Origin of the sequence: Streptomyces sp. NPDC058373, from assembly GCF_042723275.1 — a bacterium.
In the GTDB taxonomy this organism is placed as follows: Bacteria; Actinomycetota; Actinomycetes; order Streptomycetales; family Streptomycetaceae; genus Streptomyces.
This window is the reverse complement of record NZ_JBHXJE010000011.1, coordinates 20454-38009: the sequence shown is the minus strand read 5'-3', so window position 1 is coordinate 38009 and position 17556 is coordinate 20454. Positions and strand designations below refer to the sequence as shown.

At 75.1% G+C, this 17556-nt stretch carries 11 protein-coding genes and 1 tRNA gene; 8 read left to right on the top strand and 4 right to left on the bottom strand.

Going from position 1 to position 17556, the window contains the following annotated elements; all coding sequences use genetic code 11:
* Positions 1–55: 55 nt before the first annotated feature.
* Positions 56–1012 carry a DUF4190 domain-containing protein gene (locus ACFWMZ_RS09830; protein WP_383200632.1) on the bottom strand — a complete coding sequence of 319 codons (957 nt, stop codon included), beginning with the start codon at positions 1010–1012 and terminating at the stop codon, positions 56–58.
* 292 nt (positions 1013–1304) lie between these two features.
* Positions 1305–2888 (bottom strand): S8 family peptidase, encoded by a 1584-nt coding sequence (locus ACFWMZ_RS09825; protein WP_383178593.1) that lies wholly within the window; start codon positions 2886–2888, stop codon positions 1305–1307.
* Positions 2889–3236: 348 nt separating this feature from the next.
* On the opposite strand from ACFWMZ_RS09825, the gene ACFWMZ_RS09820 reads away from it, so the two are divergent.
* The 7 genes from ACFWMZ_RS09820 (at position 3237) to ACFWMZ_RS09790 (ending at position 12055) form a co-directional block, all read left to right on the top strand.
* Positions 3237–6008 carry a glycosyl hydrolase family 65 protein gene (locus ACFWMZ_RS09820; RefSeq protein ID WP_383200629.1) on the top strand — a complete coding sequence of 924 codons (2772 nt, stop codon included), beginning with the start codon at positions 3237–3239 and terminating at the stop codon, positions 6006–6008.
* Positions 6009–6112: 104 nt separating this feature from the next.
* A complete protein-coding gene (locus ACFWMZ_RS09815) occupies positions 6113–7306 on the top strand; it encodes a hypothetical protein (protein WP_383200626.1) in 1194 nt (397 codons plus the stop codon).
* Entirely contained in the window at positions 7297–8979 is a 1683-nt protein-coding gene (locus ACFWMZ_RS09810) for a hypothetical protein (protein ID WP_383200623.1), read from the top strand. Before ACFWMZ_RS09815 ends, ACFWMZ_RS09810 begins: the two co-directional genes overlap by 10 nt.
* A gap of 67 nt (positions 8980–9046) precedes the next feature.
* The gene (locus ACFWMZ_RS09805; RefSeq protein WP_383200620.1) at positions 9047–10426 is read left to right on the top strand and encodes an AAA domain-containing protein; all 1380 of its coding nucleotides are present in this window, start codon (positions 9047–9049) and stop codon (positions 10424–10426) included.
* A 373-nt stretch (positions 10427–10799) separates the two neighbouring features.
* On the top strand, positions 10800–11144 hold the full coding sequence (locus ACFWMZ_RS09800) for a hypothetical protein (RefSeq protein ID WP_383178578.1): 345 nt from the start codon (positions 10800–10802) through the stop codon (positions 11142–11144).
* A gap of 184 nt (positions 11145–11328) precedes the next feature.
* The gene (locus tag ACFWMZ_RS09795) at positions 11329–11991 is read left to right on the top strand and encodes a hypothetical protein (RefSeq protein ID WP_383200618.1); all 663 of its coding nucleotides are present in this window, start codon (positions 11329–11331) and stop codon (positions 11989–11991) included.
* Positions 11982–12055: transfer RNA gene (locus tag ACFWMZ_RS09790), tRNA-Lys, on the top strand. Before ACFWMZ_RS09795 ends, ACFWMZ_RS09790 begins: the two co-directional genes overlap by 10 nt.
* A gap of 81 nt (positions 12056–12136) precedes the next feature.
* Here the strand turns inward: ACFWMZ_RS09790 and ACFWMZ_RS09785 are convergent.
* Entirely contained in the window at positions 12137–13456 is a 1320-nt protein-coding gene (locus ACFWMZ_RS09785) for a M6 family metalloprotease domain-containing protein (RefSeq protein WP_383200708.1), read from the bottom strand.
* 364 nt (positions 13457–13820) lie between these two features.
* On the opposite strand from ACFWMZ_RS09785, the gene ACFWMZ_RS09780 reads away from it, so the two are divergent.
* A complete protein-coding gene (locus tag ACFWMZ_RS09780; protein ID WP_383200615.1) occupies positions 13821–15776 on the top strand; it encodes a putative bifunctional diguanylate cyclase/phosphodiesterase in 1956 nt (651 codons plus the stop codon).
* Between the two features lie 604 nt (positions 15777–16380).
* Here ACFWMZ_RS09780 and ACFWMZ_RS09775 read toward each other — a convergent pair.
* Positions 16381–17466: an LLM class flavin-dependent oxidoreductase gene (locus tag ACFWMZ_RS09775; RefSeq protein ID WP_383178567.1), complete on the bottom strand. Its 1086-nt coding sequence runs from the start codon at positions 17464–17466 to the stop codon at positions 16381–16383.
* Positions 17467–17556 lie beyond the last annotated feature (90 nt).

Sequence of the window (17556 nt, the reverse complement as noted above, 5' to 3'; positions counted from 1 at the left end):
TCACCTGAAGTGACGAACCCGCGGGTGACCGGGAACTTCTCCGGACCGCTCCCGTTCACCCGGCGAAGGGGCGCGAGAGCCCCACCGGGGAGATCTCCCCGGGCGGCTCGTCCTCGCCCGCCCCGCCGCCCGTGGAGCCGCCGGAGGCGCCCGGCGCGTCACCGCCGTCGCCGCCCTGACCGGCCCCGGTCTCGCCCAGGCTGCCGGTGAGCTTCCCGCCGTCCTTGCCGAAGATGCAGCTGACCTCGCGGTCGTCCAGCGCCCAGCTCTCCGGTGTCGGCAGGTAGTAGAAGACGAAGACCTCCTCGGGCAGTTCCTCGGCGGTGCTGCCCGCGTACCCGTCGACCAGTGCGGTGCAGCGGCGGTCGGCGATGGCGTCGATGCGGTCCTCTCCGGGGTACGCGTCGCCGTCCGGCAGATCGAAGACGCCGAAGACCTCGCCGTCGTGCGGGCGGGCGCAGTCGACCTTGTCGACGTCGTACATCTCGCCCTCCAGGCCCTGCCCGCCGGGGACGTCGAAGCAGTCACCGGTGCGCAGGGAGAAGGCGGAGCCGGCGCCCTCGCGCATCCCCTCGCGGAAGCCCTCCATGAAGGAGGAGAAGCCGCCGGTGGCGAGCATCACCGTCCACAGGGCGAGCCCGCAGGAGGAGAGGATCATGCCCGCCACGGCCAGCCCCTTGCCGCGCTCCCGGCGCCGCTTGACGCTGGGCAGCGCGAAAGCGCCGAGGATCAGGCCGACCGCCGGGACGCAGAGCAGGATGCCGGTGACGAGGGAGGCGACGGCCAGGCCGTTGACGGGCGGCTGGGGGGCCGGATAGCCGTAGCCGTAGCCGGGGTGGCCCGGCGGCATCCCCGGCTGCCCCGGGCCCGGGTACGCCCCGTACGGCCCCTGGTACGGCTGCTGGTACGGGCCGGGTGTGCCCTGCGGCGGCACCTGGGGCGGGGGCGGCGCCCCTGGTCCCGGCTGCTGGGGCTGGCCCGGCGGCATCCCCGGGGTCGGCGGTGTGGCCACGCTCGCTCGCTCCTCTGGTCCCCTCCCGCGGGCCGCGCGCGCCCTTTGGCGGTGTGCGTGGCCCGCACGCCGCGCCGTGCGCGCGGTCATGGAGCGCATCGTATGCGGGGGCGCCGACGGGAGGCCGGGGACGTACCGGACCGGGGCCGGTGCCGCGCACGGCCGCGGGCCCGGGACGCCGCTCGTACGGCGTTCCGGGCCCGGGCTCCGGGGAGCGGGGCGGCGGGCGCCCTGGTCCCCGGTCGGTGCTGGTCGGCGGTGGTCAGCGCCGCCGCGTACCGCTCAGCACCGGTCAGAACTGGAGACCCCAGGAGTTGACGCGCCCGGTGTCGTACGTGGCGTTGTCGGTGACGCGGAGCTTCCAGACGCCGTTGGCGGTCTGGCCGCCGGCGTCGACCGTGTAGGTGGTCCTGATGTCGTCCGCGCTGCCGCCGGTGCCGAAGGCCTTCAACGTGTAGACGGTGCCGGAGGGCGAGACGAGCTGGACGCGGAGGTCACCGACGTAGGTGTGCGAGATGTCGACCTTGACGCCCAGGGTGGAGGGCGCGGCTCCGGCGACACCGCTGACGGTCACCGGGGCCTCGACGGTGGTGTTGTCGGGGAGGGCGTAGCCGGTCTTGTTCTCGAAGAGCGGGCCGGCGGGCGGCGGCGTGGTGCCGCCGGAGCCGACGCGCAGGAGCAGGTTGGGCGAGCCGGTGCCCGGGCCGGAGACGACGCCGCTGGTGGCGTTGGCCTTCAGCGCGGCCTGGACCTGGGCCGGGGTCGCCGTCGGGTTCTCCGAGGCGTAGAGGGCCGCGGCGCCGACCACGTGCGGGGTCGCCATCGAGGTGCCGGAGATGGTGCTGGTCGCCGAGTCGCTCGTGTTCCACGTGGAGGTGATCGAGGAGCCGGGGGCGAAGATGTCGACGACCGGGCCCCAGTTGGAGAACGAGGAACGGGCGTCGGTGTTGGTGGTGGAGCCGACGGTGATCGCCTCGGTGACGCGGGCCGGGGAGACGTTCTGGGCGTTCTGGTTCTCGTTGCCCGCCGCGACGCCGTAGGTGACGCCGGAGGCTATGGAGTTGCGGACCGCCTGGTCGAGGGCGGCGTCGGCGCCGCCGCCGAGGCTCATGTTGGCGACGGCCGGCTTGACGGCGTTCTGGGTCACCCAGTCGATACCGGCGACGACCTGCGCGGTCGTGCCGGAGCCGGCGTTGTTGAGGACGCGGACGCCGACGATCTTCGCCTTCTTGGCGACGCCGTAGGCGTTGCCCGCGACGGTGCCCGCGACGTGGGTGCCGTGGCCGTTGCCGTCCTGCGCGACGTTGTCGTTGTCGACGGCGTCGTAGCCGTTGGCGGCGCGGCCGCCGAAGTCGCTGTGGCTGATGCGGACGCCGGTGTCGATGATGTAGGCGGTGACTCCCTCACCGGCCTTGTCCGGGTAGGTGTACTTGCTGTCCAGCGGCAGCGACGCCTGGTCGATGCGGTCCAGGCCCCAGGTCGGGTTGGTCTGGGTGGCGTCGATGGTGAAGGTGCGGTTCTGGAAGACCGACTCGACGGCCGGGTCCGCCGCGAGCTTCTCCGCCTCGGCGCGGCTGAGCTCCACGGCGTAGCCGTTGAGCGCGGCCTGGTACGTCCGCTCGATGGTGGCGCCGTACTCCTTGGCGAGCGCCTTGCTCTTCGCCGAGGTCGCCTTGCCGACCTTGTCGGCGTCGAGGGTGACGATGTAGCTGTCCTTGACGCGGTCGGGGGCGTCCGCGTTGACGATCAGGCTCGCGCCCGAGGGGTCGGGCGCGGCGCTCGCGGGGAGCGCGGCGACGCCGCCGAAGGCGAGAGCGGCCACGGCCGTCGCACTGATGGCGGCCATTCTTCGGCGGTTGTGACGCATCACTGCCATCTGAGGGGTCCTCCTCGTCGATGGTGCACTGGTGGGGGCGGTGCGTGGCGGTGCTTTGGGGCGCACCGGACACAGCAACAGGTCAGGGCCATGACAACCCTGAGGGCGGAGTGCCGCCCGCGTCGCCGTCGAAAGATTGACCGATCCATAGGAATCCCACAAGAGGGCGACCACAGGGTTAACACTGCGGCCACACAAGGCGGTTGACGCTCGGTCACACTTCCTCCCCACCCTGGTGGCCGAAAGCCGACGCCACCGGACAGACCGCCCGCGCGCCGCTCCCCCATCCGTGGGACCCGCCGCCGCGCCCACCCCGCACGGCTGGGCCCGGCCCGCATCGTCTCCCCCGTGAGGATCACCCGTGCGACCCGCCTGACGACGGCCCCGCTCCTCGCGGCGGCCCTCCTGACCCCCGTTCACCACGCCGCCGCCATCCCCGCGCCGGCCGCCCCCGCCCCGCCGGCCGGCCAGGACCGGTGCGCGCCCTCCCCCGGCTGGACCCCGGCGGCCGGCCGTCGCGAGGACGCCGCCCCGGCCCACGCCTACGTGGGCAACGGCTACCTCGCCGTCCGCGTCCCCGCCGCCGGTGCCGGGTTCCGGCCACCGGGCGAGGGCGGCGAGCCCGTCGTGAAGACCGGCTGGCCCCTCTTCACCCCGCGCTACGACGGCGCGTTCGTCTCCGGCCTCTACGCGCGGGGACCGGAGAACACCGCGGGCCGCCAGGCCGTCGCCGCCCTCCCGAACTGGACCGGCCTGGACCTCACGGCTGGCGGCGAGACCTACGGCCACGACAGCCGCGTCACCGGCTACCGCCAGACCCTCCTCCTCCACTGCGGCCTGGTCCGCACCGCCCTCACCTGGACCGGCGCCGACGGCCGCCGCACCGACCTGGTGTACGAGGTCCTCGCCGACCGGAACGCCCCGCACGGCGCCGCCGTCCGCCTGCGGATCACCCCGCGCTGGTCGGGGACGGCCACCGTCACCGACCGGATCGACGGCCGGGCCGCCCGCCGTATGACGCAGTCCGGGGGCGGCGCCGAACCGGGCGCGCCCGGCACCAGGACGGTCGCCTTCCGCACCGACGGCACCGGCGTGAAGGGCGCCGTCGCCTCGGTGCTGCGGCCACCCGCGGGCCTCGTCCGGCCTTCCGGCGAGGCCCGCGGGCTGAGCGCGGCCCAGTCGGCGTCGTTCCCGGTGCGCTCAGGGCGTACCTACGAAGCCGTCAAGTACGTGGGTGTGGACACCTCGCTCACCTCTCGCAACCCGCGCGCCGACGCGGCCGAAGCAGCCCGGGCCGGGGCCCGGCGGGGCTGGCAGGCGCTGTTCGCCGCGCACGCCGGCGCCTGGCGCGAGCTCTGGGAGTCCGGGGCCGACCTGGACACCGGTCCTGGCGAGCGGCCCGGCCGGGGCGCGGCACCGGAGCCGACGGCCCGCCAGGAGCAGCTGCGCCTCTGGCTCCGCTCGGCCCGCTACGGCCTGCTCTCCTCGACCCGCCCCGGCACCCGCAACTCCCTCGGCCCCACCGGCCTGACCAGCGACAACTACGCCGGAATGATCTTCTGGGACGCGGAGACCTGGATGTTCCCGGCGCTGCTGGCCACCGACCCCGATCTCGCCAGGACCGTCCTGGACCACCGGGTGCGCACCTCGCCCGCCGCCCGCGAGAACGCCCGCAAACTCGGCTTCGAGGGCCTCTTCTTCCCCTGGACCAGCGCCTCCTCGGGCGACCTGTGGGAGGAGTGCCAGAGCTGGAACCCGCCGCACTGCGTCACCCAGAACCACCTCCAGGGCGACATCGCGCTCGCCGCCTGGCAGTACTGGCTCGCCACCGGCGACCGGGCCTGGCTGCGCCGCGACGGGGCGCCGCTGCTGCGCGGCATCGCGGAGTTCTGGGCCTCCCGGGTCACCGCCAACGCCGACGGCAGCTACTCCGTGAAGGGCGTCGCCGGTCCCGACGAGTACAGCAACGGCGTGGACGACGGCGTCTACACCAACGCCGTCGCCGCCACCGCCCTGCGCCACGCCACCGACGCCGCCGAGGCGGTCGGCTCCACCGCCCCGCCCGAGTGGCGCACCATCGCCGACGGTCTGCGCATCCCCTACAACGCCGACCGCAAGGTCTTCCTCCAGTACGACGGATACGAGGGCTCCCGCATCAAGCAGGCCGACGCCGTGCTCCTGGCGTACCCCCTCGACTGGCCGATGCCCGAGGGCGCGGCCGCCGCCACCCTCGACCACTACGCCGCCCGCACCGACCCCGACGGGCCCGCCATGACCGACTCGGTCCACTCGGTCGTCGCGGCCGCCGCCGACGAGCCGGGCTGCGCCGCCTACACCTACCTGGAGCGCTCCGTACGCCCCTTCGCCCGCGGTCCGTACGCCCTCTTCGCCGAGGCGCGCGGCGACAAGGCGGGGGCCGACGACCCGCTCTCCGGCACCCCCGCCGAGGACTTCCTCACCGGCAAGGGCGGCTTCCTCCAGACCTTCACCCACGGCCTGACCGGGATGCGGCTGCGCACCGCGGACCGCCTTCACCTGGACCCGACGCTGCCCCCGCAACTGGCCCGCACCGCCGACGGCACCGAGTCGGGCGGGGTGGCGGTGCGCGGGCTGCGCTGGCAGGGCCGCGCCTTCGACGTCGCGATCGGCCCGGAGACCACCGAGGTCCGGCTCACCTCCGGCGCACCCTTCACCGTCGAGACCCCCGAGGGCCGCTCCACCGTCGCCCCCGGCGCCCCGCTCACCCTGAAGACCCGCCGCCCCGACCTGGCCCCCTCCACCGACCCGGCACGCTGCGCCCCGGTCCGCGCCGGCTCCGAGGAGCCCGGCCTGTACGCCGAGGCCGCCGTCGACGGGGCCGGGGCCACGGTCTGGTCCCCCGCAGCCGACGCCACCTCCGCCACCCTCACCGCCGAACTGGCCTCGCCCACCCGGATCGCCTCGGTCACCCCCGACTGGGCGGTGGAGCCCGCCTCGTACCGGGTCGAGGTCTCCCCCGACGGCCGCCGCTGGCAGGCGCCCGGCCCCGGGGCGCCCGTCCGCCAGGTCCGGCTGACGCTGCGGAAGGAGGCCGGCGGTGAACTGCCGGCGCTGCGGGAGCTGGGGGTGCGGGAGAAGTAGGCGGCGCGCGGTCACCTCGGTGCGCCGCCTGTCACTCCGCAGGTCAGCGGCTTCGTGACGACGGTGTCCGGTGCGCTGTCGGTCCGGGATGCCAGACTTCCCGCGTGAGCGAAGACCCGAACGGCGCCGCACCCGCGGCCCCCGCACTCCGGCAGCGGCTGGCCCAGGTGCGGGGCGTCTCCGTACCGCCCCGGCCGCTCGACGCGCGCGCCCTGGCGGCGCTCGCCGCCAACCCGGGGTGCCACCGCCGCGCCCTGCTCGACGGCGCGGGGGTGGACAAGCCCAGACTCGCCGAGGCGCTGGGGGTGCCCTCGGGGTTCGGGCAGTCCCAGTTCGCCTTCATGCGCGGGCACGCCTTCGAGGCGCGGGTCAAGGCCGACGGCGGCGCGGAGCTGCTGCGGCTCGCCCACGCCTGCCTCGGGGGCGGGCCCGCCCCCGACAGCGGCGGTGAGGTGCCCGACCTCGCGGCGCCCGGCCCGGCCGAGCGGGTCGCGCGGACCGAGGAGGCCCTGCGCAAGGCGGTGGGCCGCCCGGGCGGGTGGACGCTGCTGGACCATCCGATGCTCGTCCTGGAGGTGGCCGGGTCGGAGGCGTTCCTGGAGCCGGACGCGGTCGTGGTGCACCCCGACGGCGGCTGGTCGGTGGTGGAGATCAAGTCCTTCCCGATGCTCGACGGTTCCGCGGACGCCGCCAAGGTCGGCTCGGCCGCCCGGCAGGCCGCCGTGTACGTGCTGGCGCTGGAGGAGGCCGCGGCCCGCCTCTCGGGCCCGCTGGGCGCCACTCCGGCCGTACGCCACCGGGTGCTGCTGGTCTGCCCCAAGGACTTCTCCAACCTCCCCGCCGGCGCCGCCGTCGACGTGCGCAAGCAGCGGGCGGTCACCCGCCGCCAGCTCTCCCGGCTCACCCGGGTCGAGGAGCTGGCCGACGCGCTGCCGCCGGAGGTCTGCTTCGACCCCGACCGGCCCGCCGCCGAACTGCTGCACGCCGTGGAATCGGTGCCGGCCGCCTACGCCCCGGAGTGCCTCTCCGCCTGCGAGCTGGCCTTCCACTGCCGTGAGCGGGCCCGCTCGGCGGGTGACGTGACGGCGCTGGGCCGCTCCGTCCGGGGCGAGTTGGGCGGGCTGACCTCGGTCGACGAGGTACTGGCCGCCGCCTCCTCGCTCCCGGACACCGGTGAGGGAGGCGACCCGGGCGCCGAAGCGACGGTGGCGGCGCTGCGGCGGGCCGCCCGGCTGCGTACGGAAGCGCTGGCCGCCGCGGGCGCCGGGACGCCGGATCGGGGGCCGGGATGTCGCTGATCAGCACCCTCGCACGGCTGGAGGCGGTGCGGACGGGCCGGGCCCAGCCCGCGGCGACCGTGCGCCACCGGCGCCTCTGCGACCGGCCGCTGGTCCTCGTCCCGCTGACGACTGCGGGCGAGGCGGGGGCGCCGCTCGGCGCGCTCGTCGGCACCGACCGGGACGAGCCCCGGCTGCTGGTGGTGCCGCAGCCCGCCGACCGCGAACTGCGGTTCACCTTCCTCGCCCGGCTGGCCTCGGTGGTCCTGCCGTACATCGAGGAGTACGCGGACCAGGTGGAGCCGGCCGAGCGCACCGAGGCCGACCCGGAGACGGGCAAGCGGGTCAAGGTCGTCACGGAGCTGTGCGCCGACGCCCCCCAGCTCGTCGTGCCGGGCCGGGCCGGTGTCGAGCTGGTGCGGCTGCTGGGGCGGGCCAACCGGTTCCGCCGCACCGCCGAGGAGGACCCGGAGGGCCCGTACCCGGCGCCGGAGCAGGTGCCGCTGCTCGGCCGCTGGTTCACCCATCTCGGCGAGCGGGCGCGGGTGCCGGGCTCGTCGCTGCTGGTCGCCATGACGGATCTGCTGGCCCGGCACTGGGCCACGGGACAGAGCGCACTGGAGGACCAGCACCTCGGGGCGCTGCTCGCCTGGATCGACCCGCCGGCGGGGGACGACGGGGACCGGGCCGCGCGCCGGGCGGAGCTGGCCCGTGACGAGGAGGGCCAGTTGCTCTGCCCGCCCGCGGGCCCGGCCACCGACCCCGCCTTCGACAACAAGCTGCTGGCCCCCGCCGTCGAGCGGTACGACCGGGCCCGCCGCGCCCTGGCCGACGCGCAGGACGGCGAGAGCGCCGACCGGCTGCTGGCCGGGATGACGGCGGCCGAGCGGGAGCTGCGCGCCCTGGTCGAGAGCCGGACCCGGCCCACCTGGGACGCGGTGTGGCACGGCATCGACCTGCTGCGGGGGCTGCCCGAGGGCGCCCACGTCCCCGACCGCTGGACGCGGGACCGCTGGTCCTTCACCGCGCACCGGGACCGGCTGGCCGCCGGGGAGCCGCCGCAGCCGCGCCGGGACGACGCGGTGACCGCCGCGCAGAAGCTCGCCACCCGTGAGCGGGAGCAGGCCCGGCTCGACGCCCAGGAGGCGCTGGACGATCCGCTGGTGATGGCCGGGCGGCGGCTGGCCGGGGAGGCCTTCGCCGCCGAGGTGCTGGACGTGCGGATGACGTACACCGAGAGCAAGCGGCCCAGTCCGCGACCGGTGCTCACGGTCCGTACCGAGGACGCCCCGCACGCGGCGGTCGGCGCCAAGGTCTACCGCGAGCTCGGCGGGCGACCGCAGACCGCCGAGGTGCTGGCGCCGGACACCTGGGAGGACCCGGACGCCGACGCCGACGCCGACGCCGACGCGGCCGGGGAGGCCGCCGGGGACGGGGCCGGGCCCGGCGAGCGGCTGCTTCTGCTGCGGGTGCTGGACCGGATGGGCCGGAGCCGGGAGCCGGAGGCCGGGTCGGTCCCGGAGAAGGGCGACCGGATCTGCTGGACGCTCTTCGAGCACGACCAGCGGGGCGGCCCCAAGCTGCCGGACCCCGAGGAGACGCCGTGGACCCACGGCGGCCCGCCGGAGCCCCCGGGCGCGCTGCCCGGACCCGCGACCGCTCCCGATCCGGTGACGCCGGAGGACCTGCTGTGACGCGTCGGGGAGCGGTACGGCCGGGGTGGGGCGACAGGCAGCACGACGCGACGAGGAAGAGCACGGGATGACGGCGGCGGACGAGGCGACGGCGGGCGCGGCGCGTGCGGACACCGGGGAGCTCTCCCCCGGCGAGCAGGCGACCCGCGCCACGGAGGAGATCCTGGCGGCGACACTGCACGGCTCGGCGCGCGGGGTCGTCGTCGACTCCCCGCCGGGCGCCGGGAAGTCGACGCTGGTGGTGCGGGCCGCCCGGGAGCTGGCGGCGGCGGGCCGGCCGCTGATGATCATCGCGCAGACCAACGCCCAGGTGGACGACCTGGTGCTGCGGCTGGCGGAGAAGGACCCCGAGCTGCCGGTGGGGCGGCTGCACAGCAGCGACCGGGACGCCTACGACAAGGCGCTCGACCCGCTGCCCTCGGTGCGGACCTCCACCAAGGTGAAGGATCTCGCCGGGATGGACGTCGTGGTCTCCACGGCGGCGAAGTGGGCGCACGTCAAGGACGTCGAGCCGTGGCGGCACGCCATCGTGGACGAGGCCTACCAGATGCGGTCGGACGCGCTGCTCGCCGTCGCCGGGCTCTTCGAGCGGGCGCTCTTCGTGGGGGACCCGGGGCAGCTCGACCCGTTCGCCCTGGTCGACGCCGAGCAGTGGGCCGGGCTCTCCTACGACCCCTCGGCGAGCGCGGTGGCCACGCTGCTGGCCCACAACCCGGAGCTGCCCCAGCTGCGGCTGCCGGTCTCCTGGCGACTGCCCGCCTCGGCGGCGCCGCTGGTCTCGGACGCGTTCTACCCGTTCACCCCCTTCCGCAGCGGTACCGGTCCTGGGGACCGCAGCCTCGGCTTCGCGGTGCCGTCGGCGGGGACGCCCTACGACGAGGTGATCGACGAGGCGGCGCGCAGCGGGTGGGGGCTGCTGGAGCTGCCCGCGCGGCACACGCCGCGGACCGATCCGGAGGCGGTGCGGGCGGTGGCGATGGTGGTGCGGCGGCTGCTCGACCGGGAGGGGGTGGCCTTGTCGGAGGCCGGGCCCGAGCCGGTGCCGCTCGGGGCGCGGCGGATCGCGGTGGGGACGGCTCACCGCGACCAGGCCGCGGCGGTGCGGGCCGAGCTGGCGGCGCTCGGGGTCGAGGGGGTGGCGGTGGACACCGCCAATCGGCTTCAGGGGCGGGAGTTCGATGTGACCGTGGTGCTCCATCCGCTGTCGGGGCGGCCGGACGCGACGGCGTTCCATCTGGAGACGGGGCGGTTGTGCGTGCTGGCCTCGCGGCATCGGCACGCGTGTGTGGTGGTGTGCCGGGAGGGGGTGCAGGGGGTGCTGGACGCGCATCCGGCTGTGGAGCCGGTTTTGTTGGGGGTGGGGGTGCGGTTTCCTGATGGGTGGGAGGCCCATCACTCCGTGCTTGGAGTGCTGGGCGGGCATCGGGTTCGCCTGGCGGCGGGGTGACCTGGCGGTCGGCTGGGCTGTCTTCTGGCTGGGCGCAGCTCGGCCGTGCCGGTCACAGATGGCCTCAAACGCCGGCCGGGCTGAGCTTGGCGGGCGTCCGGTCTCGGGTGCGCGTCACAGATGGCCTCAAACGCCGGCCGGGCTGGGATGTGGCTGAGCGACGCTCGGCCGTGCCGGTCACAGATGGCCTCAAACGCCGGCCAGGCTCTGGGGGTCGCTGGGTGTGCGCCGGGGGTGCGGGTGGGGGCGGGGTGGGCTTCGGTCGTGTTGTCTCGTTCGGAGGGGATGGGGCGGGGCGGGGATGGGGGGTGGGGTGGGTGGGGACAATGGGAGGTGGTTCTGGGGCGTGGGGTCCTGGGTTTGGAGGAGTGTGATGGCGGAGTCCGAGCGGGACGGGCCGCGGTTGCGGCCTGCGCCGTTGTTGTTCGAGCCGGCGGAGGCTGTGGGGGATCCGGAGCATTTCTTCGATCTGGAGTCGATGGAGGATCCGGGGGCGCTGCTGGACCGGGCCACCGAGCTGACGGTGGCGTTTCGGGCCGCGGCGGACCGGTCGGTGGAGTTCCAGGCGATGGCTGCGGCGCAGCTCGCGGATCCGCGGCGGTTCGATCGGCTGAGCGCGGAGGCCATCGGGGAACGGGCGCAGTGGACCGTGTCGTACACGAAGAAGATGATCGAGTTCGGGCGTGACCTGCTGCGCGCACGGCCCGCCGGGAACTGAGGGGGACCCCGGCATATGCCGGGGGTGTATGTGAGGGGGCAAGGTACCTCATGGATGTCGCCGATGTCCCGCCTTTTGGCAACTCTGCGATACCGGACGCTCACCACCGGTAGATCTGGTGCACATGAGCAACCCACGAGTCACCGCCACCGCCCGCCATCGAGCCGCCGCGCCCGGGGTGCGCATGAGTGGACCGCAGGACGGTCAGGACCAGTCGGCCCGCGTGACGGCGGAGGGGGCCGCATGGCTCGCCTCGGCCGGGGTGTACCCCGGGGTGGCGGGGCCCGCGGTGCTGCGGTGCGGGGTCACCTTCGACGTGGTGAACGTTCCGCCGGTCTTCGGCCACCGGATACTGGACCGGCTGTGGGAGGAGGGCCCGGGGTCGGGGCCCGCGGCGGTGCAGCGGGGGCGGTTACTGCTCTTCGCGGCGCCGGGCACGGCGCAGCGGCTGCCCGCCCTGCTGCGCTGGGAGGAGTGCGGGAGCGCGGTCCCGCCGCTGCTCTGCCACGGGGTCGGGGACGCGGTGACGGTGCCGGGGCCGGGTGCGGCGGAGGGTGCCGGGGTTCCCGTACCGGTGCTGCGGGCGGCGGGCCGGCATCCTCGGGACGGAGAGCGCGAGCGGGAGCACACGGGTGGGCGGGAGGAGGCCCGGGACGGGGCTGAGCTGCGGGGAGCCGCCGCCGGGGACCGGTGGCTGGTGGCGCCGGGGGCGCGGTACCCGTGGCTGCCGGGGGCCGATGTGCTGCGGTGGGCGTGTGTGCGGGCGGCGCGGAGCGCGCGGCCGGTATCGATTTTTCCTCCTGTCGTTCCTGGTGCTAAGGTCTACGACGTCAGCAGGCGCCGCTAGCTCAGTTGGTTAGAGCAGCTGACTCTTAATCAGCGGGTCCGGGGTTCGAGTCCCTGGCGGCGCACAGACGATGAGGAAGCCCCTCGCGGAAGCGGGGGGCTTCCTCATGTGCGCGTGCATGTGGAGTGGAGCCCCTCCGGGCTGGTCAGAGACCTGTGGTGAGGGTCACGGTCCAGCTTCCCGAGGGGGTACGGTCCTCGGCCTCCACGCGTACGCCCTCGCCGGGGGCCGTGCCGGGGACGGTGAAGGTCTCGCCCTCCTGGACGGGGGCGTCGGCCAGGTCGGGATAGACCGAGCGGCCCCAGCAGGCGGCGGTGGACGGGTGGGCGTCGAGGACCTCGACGGGGCCCGCGCCGGAGGGCAGGTCGGTGCGGACCCGGTAGACGAGGACGCCTTCGCGGCAGACGTCGACATCGTTGCCCTCGGCGGTGCGGGCCTCGACGGCGATGACGGTGCCGGGGCCCTCGGGGACGACGGCGAGCCGCGTGCCGGAGCCGGGGAGCGGGGCGTCGGCTGCGACGGGCTCCAGGGAGAGGCGGTGGGTGCCGTCGCCCTGGACGCAGGTGATCTGCTGGTGGCCGAGCCAGCCGAGCTTCCACTTGTGCCAGCCGAAGAGGTCCGGGCCGAGTCCGAACTGGCTGCCCATGAGGTCCCAGTCGCCGACGTGGGTGTCCCAGTCGCCCTTGTTGTCGGTCGGCCGGTGGTAGAGGTCGGGCAGGTCGAAGATGTGGCCGGTCTCGTGGGCGAGGACGTTGCGGTCGGGCGGGTGGCGTTCGAAGAGGGTGACGACGCGGCGGATCGGGGTGCCGTCGGCCTCCAGGGGGCGGCTGAAGTTGACCACCTTGGTGGCGTCGGAGTCGACGCCGGGGGCGTCCGGGTCGGCGACGAAGTAGACGATGTCGTAGCGGGAGAAATCGACGACCGGGTCGGCGGCGGCGAGGGCGTCGCGGAGATAGGCGGAGCGGCTGGCGGCGTTCCAGTCGCGCCGTATCTCGTAGGCGGTGGAGGGCTGGGGCATGGTCAGCCACTCCTTCTGGGGGTGCGGGCGCAGGGTGAAGCGGCCGTAGGAGGAGCGGTCGAAGAAGTTGGCGGCGTCGGGGAAGTAGTCGGCGGTCAGTTCGGCGGGGGTGGTGCGGGGGGTGGCGTCGGGGAACGAGAGGAAGACGAGGACGGCATCGAGGGTGCCGAGCGGGCGCGGGTAGGCGCCGTCCCAGCTGTCGAGGCCCTCGGAGTGGTGGGCCGGGGTGCGGGGCAGCGCGCAGGGGCCGCCCGGGGGCGCTGCCGAGGCGGGGCCGGCCACCAGCGAGGTCGCCACGAGGGCGAGGAGGGCGACCGTGCCCGCGCCGAGCGCGCGAGGCGTGACGCGCTCCAGTGCCCCTGCCGGCTCTGCCGGTCCGGTCGGCGCGTACTCCCGTGGCTCCTCCTGACGCGACAAGTCGACCTCCGGGTCGGGCGGGGACGGCACATCCCGGCCAGCCTGGTCGCTTTTCTGCCGCAACGCCTCGTTTGTCTCGCCCGGAGGAGTGATCACCGCTCGAACTGGGCAACCCCTCGCCGGACTCGTTCGGGCGGAGGCGGTGCCCGGTGGGTGCGACGGCGGGGCGGCGGAGGGCCGCGCGGCGGTCGTTCCGTACCCTCCCGGCGCAGGCGTGATGCGCCTGAGCGCCGGGCGCGCGCCCCCACGCGCCGTGCTGGATGCCCTCTCCACACGGCCTCTATGATCGGCACACTTCCCCTACGAGGACGCCGGAACGCCGACGCCAGCGCGGCCGGGCTCACGGGCCACGCGCCCGGCCGGACGCGTCCCCCTCACGGAACGGGAGCGAGTGGTGAGCGGAACGACCGAAGGCCCGTCAGCCGCGACCGGGCAGGCACCGGCTGCGCCCCAGGAACACCGGCTCCACGAGACCAGGCCACAGGAGCGGCCGCCGCACGACGCTCCGTCGTTCGACCCACCGGTCCCGCCGCCCGCCGGGTGCGAGGCACGGCCCCCCGTGCCGGGGGCCCGCGCCCACTCCCCCGCCGACGTCCGCGCGGACGCCTTCCGGCGCGCCCCGCTGGCGCTGGCGGTGCTGGACCGGGCGGGGCGGGTGGTGGAGGCCAACGACGCGTTCGCGGCGCTGCTCGGCACCGGTTCCGGCCCGGGAGCGCTGAGCCGGGGCGCGGCAGAGCTGCTGGGACGACCCGGGGACGAGACCGTACGGGCGGCGCTGGAAGGGCGCCGGGCCGGGCTGCGGCGCACCCGGCGGGTGCGGGACGCCGAGGGGCGCGCGCGGTGGCTACTGGTGGCGGTGGAGCCGCCCCGGGCGGACGGGCCGGGCGGCGCGCTGCTGTCGGTGACCGACGTCAGCGCCCGGCGGGAGCTGGAGGCGCGCGTCCGCGACCTGCGGATGCACGATCCGGTGACCCGGCTGCCCAACCGGGCGCTCTTCTTCGAACGGCTCGCCTCGGTGACCGGGCAGCCCGGCCCCGAGGGAGCCGCCGAGCACGGGGAGCACCCCGAGGACCGCTGGCCGCCGGAGGCCGGGCAGGCCGAGACCGGGCGGATCGGCGTCTGCTACCTGGACCTGGACGGCTTCAAGGCGGTCAACGACACCTTCGGCCACCGCACCGGCGACCTGCTGCTGACCGCGGTCGCCGAGCGGCTGAGCCGGGTGGCGGTGGAGGGGGCGCGCGGCGGGCGTACGCCGCTGGTGGCGCGGCTCGGCGGGGACGAGTTCGCCCTGCTGGTGCCGGACTCGGCGGGCACCGAGCAGCTCACCTCGCTGGCGGCGGCGGCGCTGGTGGCGCTGGAGGAGCCGTTCGACGCCGGCGGGGAGCGGCTTGCCGTGTCGGCCTCGGTCGGCGTGGTGGAGCGGCCCGCGGCCGGGACCTCGGCGACGGAGCTGATGCAGGACGCCGATACGACGCTGTACTGGGCCAAGGCCGACGGCGGCGGACGGTGGACCCTCTTCGACCCCGAGCGCAACGCCCACCGGATGACGCGGCAGGTGCTCGCGGCCGAGCTGCGGCCCGCGATCGGGCGCGGCGAGTTCGTCCTCGACTACCAGCCGCTGGTGGATCTGGCCGACGGGACGACCAGCGGGGTGGAGGCGCTGGTGCGCTGGCGGCATCCGCAGTTCGGGACGCTGCCGCCGAGCCGGTTCATCGGGCAGGCCGAGGAGGACGGGTCGGTCGTCCAGCTGGGCCGGTGGGTGCTGCGGACGGCGTGCGCGCAGGCGCGGGCCTGGCAGGTGGCGCGGCCCGGGCGCCGCGCGCTCTTCGTCAGCGTCAACGTGGCCGTGCGCCAGGTGTGGGACTCCGACCTGGTCGCGGACGTGGCGGCGGCGCTGGAGGCGACCGGGCTGCCGCCCGAGCTGTTGCAGCTGGAGCTGACCGAGTCGGCGCTGATGGGGTCGGCGGGGCGGCCGCTGCGGGTGCTTCAGGCACTGAGCGCCATGGGGGTGCGGATCGCCATCGACGACTTCGGTACGGGGTACTCGAACCTCTCCTACCTCAGTCGGCTCCCCGTGTCCGTGCTCAAGCTCGACGGGTCGTTCGTCCGCAGCTTCCGGGACGACGGGGGGCCCGGGGCGGTGCCGCCCCGGGCGGCGGACGAGGTGGTGGTCGAGGCGATGGTCTCGCTCGCCCACCGGCTGGGGCTGACCGTGACGGCGGAGTGCGTGGAGACGGCGCAGCAGGCTCGGAGGTTGCGGGGGATCGGGTGTGACACCGGGCAGGGGTGGCTGTGGTCGCGGCCGGTGGGGCCGGAGCGGATCTCCGCCCTGTTGCGGCAACAGGGCTGACCCCTTGCGCCCGGCCCGGCGCCGGGCTGCCCGTCGGTGGCTTGGCCTCAGGCGCCGGCCGGGCTGGTCCTGGCTTGCGCCCCGGGCCTTCGGGGCCCGTCACGGGTGGCCTCAAGCGCCGGCCGGGCTGGTCTTGGCTCGCTCTCCGGACCTTCAACGCCCGCCACGGATGGCCTCAAACGCCGACCGGGCTGGGGATTGCTGGTCCCGGACCATCAGCACCTGTCACCGATGGCCTCAAACGCCGGCCGGGCTGGATTTCGTGGGCGCGGCTCGCTCCAAAGGCCCCTGGCTCCGCTCTCCCCTAGGCTGGCCGGCGCTTGAGGCCATCAGTGGCCGGAGCCCGAGGTCCCGGAGCAACCCAAACCCAGCCCGGCCGGCGTTTGAGGCCACATGTGCTCTGCAGCCGAGATCGAAGAGCAGCCCAAAATCAGCCCGGCCGGCGCCTGAGGCCATCGGTGACCGAAGCCCTAGGTCAGAGGGCACCCCGATCCAAGCCCGGCCGGCGCTTGAGGCCATCCGTGCCCCGTACCGAAAGACCGGGGAGCAGTCCAAGATCAGCCCGGCCGGCGCTTGAGGCCAAAACGGGGCGACCCCCGGAGGGTCAACTCAGGGTGGGCAAGTCGTAGGCGTCCGCGATGAGTTCGTAGGAGTGGACGCGGGCGTCCTGGGTGTGGGCGTTGGCGGTGAGCATGAGCTCGTCCGCCCCGGTGCGCTTCTGGAGGGCGTCGAGCCCGGCGCGTACCTCGTCGGGGGTGCCGTGGACGACGTTGGAGAGCCAGTCGTCGATGAACTCCTGCTCCATGGAGGAGAAGGTGTGTGCCTCGGCCTCCTCGGGCGTCGGCACCAGCCCGGGGGCGCCCCGGCGCAGCCGGACCATGTTGAGGGCCCCGGTGAGGACCTGGCGACGGGCCTCCTTGGCGTCCTCGGCGGCGAACGCCGAGACCCCGATCATGGCGTACGGCGCGTCCAGCACCTCCGAGGGCCGGAAGGAGTCGCGGTACAGGTCGAGCGCGGGGATGGTGTTGCGCGCCGAGAAGTGGTGGGCGAAGGAGAACGGCAGCCCCATCATCCCGGCCAGCCGGGCGCTGAACCCGGACGACCCGAGCAGCCAGACCTGCGGCCGGTGCGGCGACTGCACGCCCCCCGCCGCGGTGCTCTGCACGGGACCGGGCACGGCGTGGATGCGTCGGTACGGGTGGCCGTCGGGGAAGTCGTCGTCGAGGAACCGGATCAGCTCGGCCAGCTGCTCGGGGAAGTCGTCGGCGCCCTCGTGCAGGCGGTCGGTGCGGCGCAGTGCGGCGGCGGTGGCGCCGTCGGTGCCGGGGGCGCGGCCCAGCCCCAGGTCGACGCGGCCCGGCGCCAGCGCCTCCAGGGTGCCGAACTGCTCGGCGATGACCAGCGGGGCGTGGTTGGGCAGCATGACGCCGCCGGAGCCGAGGCGTACCCGCTCGGTGTGGGCGGCGAGGTGGGCGAGGATCACCGCCGGGGAGGAGGAGGCCACGCCGGGCATCGAGTGGTGTTCCGCCACCCAGTGGCGGGTGAAGCCGCGCCGGTCGGCGACCCGGGCGATCCGGACCGCCGCGTTCAGGGCGTCCGTGGACGTCTGGCCCGCGCCCACTGTGGCCAGGTCCAGTACGGAGAGGGGGGTCGGGGCTGCGCCCAGAGCCTTTCCTCGGATGTCGTCCACCGCGGGTGCCTCCTGTTGCTGGGGGTGCGAACCCCTGTTTAACGGGAGGGTGACTCCGGTTTATTCCCTCCTGGCCTCCTTGCCTCCTTC